The organism is Vibrio sp. OPT46 (assembly GCF_015163535.1).
In the GTDB taxonomy this organism is placed as follows: domain Bacteria; phylum Pseudomonadota; class Gammaproteobacteria; order Enterobacterales; family Vibrionaceae; genus Vibrio; species Vibrio alginolyticus.
Genome location: NZ_JADDYG010000765.1, coordinates 655 through 1577, shown reverse-complemented (window position 1 = coordinate 1577; position 923 = coordinate 655). Strand labels below are relative to the sequence as shown.

Here is a 923-nt window from a genome sequence, read left to right as displayed (position 1 = left end):
TATAGCAGCCAAGAAGGGCAGAATCAGCTTTGCGACATCGTTCATGATGCAATTAAAGAGTTTGAGCCGAGGTTAAGGAACCCTCATGTCCAGATTTCGGACGAGAAAAACGCTATTGATAGGGTATTGAGGTTACAGATAAATGCCACTTGCTTAATTGATAACAGTGTTCATGAAGTGCGATTCAATTCTGAAGTAGAGCCGGTAAATTTAGGTATGAAACTGAGTAGAGCAAAATGAGTGAAGAGTTTCTCAAGTACTATAATCGCGAGTTAGCTTATTTGCGTCACAAAGGGCAAGAATTTGGGGAGCAGTATCCTAAGATTGCTGCGAGACTTCGTATTAGTGAGGAACAGGTTGACGATCCGCACGTAGAAAGATTGTTAGAAGGCTGCGCATTTCTAACAGCAAGGATTAGACAAAGCTTAGACAATAGTTACCCTCAATTTACAGAGTCTTTGATGGGACAGTTATATCCTGATTTTCACGCCCCAATCCCGTCAATGTCAGTCATTAAAATGAGCTGTTCTAACTCCACTTCCTCTCATTTTGATGTAGAAGAAGGCGAGCGAGTTGTTATCGGTGCTCCTGGATATCATGAGTGCGAGTTTAGAACTTGTTATCCGGTCAGAATGTATCCTGTTGATGTGACCTCTGGCGTTTTTAAAAATGCGCCTTTCAAGCCAGTTGGCTCACGATGGGAAAGCAATGCTCATTCAGTTTTGAAAGTACAGCTCACGGCTCAAGATGAAGAGACTCCTCTTGGTGAAATGGGGGCAGAACGGCTGCGCTTCTATTTAAACGGTCAATCTCAATTGACTTTTAAGCTCTACCAAATGCTGTTTCAAAACCTAATTGGTTTATCTGTTGTTGTGGATGGCAAAGAAGTTCGTCCTTTAACCAAAAGACATCTTTCTGAAGTA

2 protein-coding genes are annotated in these 923 nt (G+C 41.9%); both read left to right on the top strand.

Annotated features, from left to right (window positions below):
* A partial coding sequence (locus IQR33_RS26830) for a GPW/gp25 family protein (RefSeq protein WP_193844220.1) occupies positions 1-240 on the top strand: 240 nt, incomplete at its 5' end.
* Positions 237-923: type VI secretion system baseplate subunit TssF (tssF, locus tag IQR33_RS26825; protein WP_193844219.1), on the top strand; the 687-nt coding region annotated here is incomplete at its 3' end. The genes IQR33_RS26830 and tssF, both read left to right, overlap by 4 nt.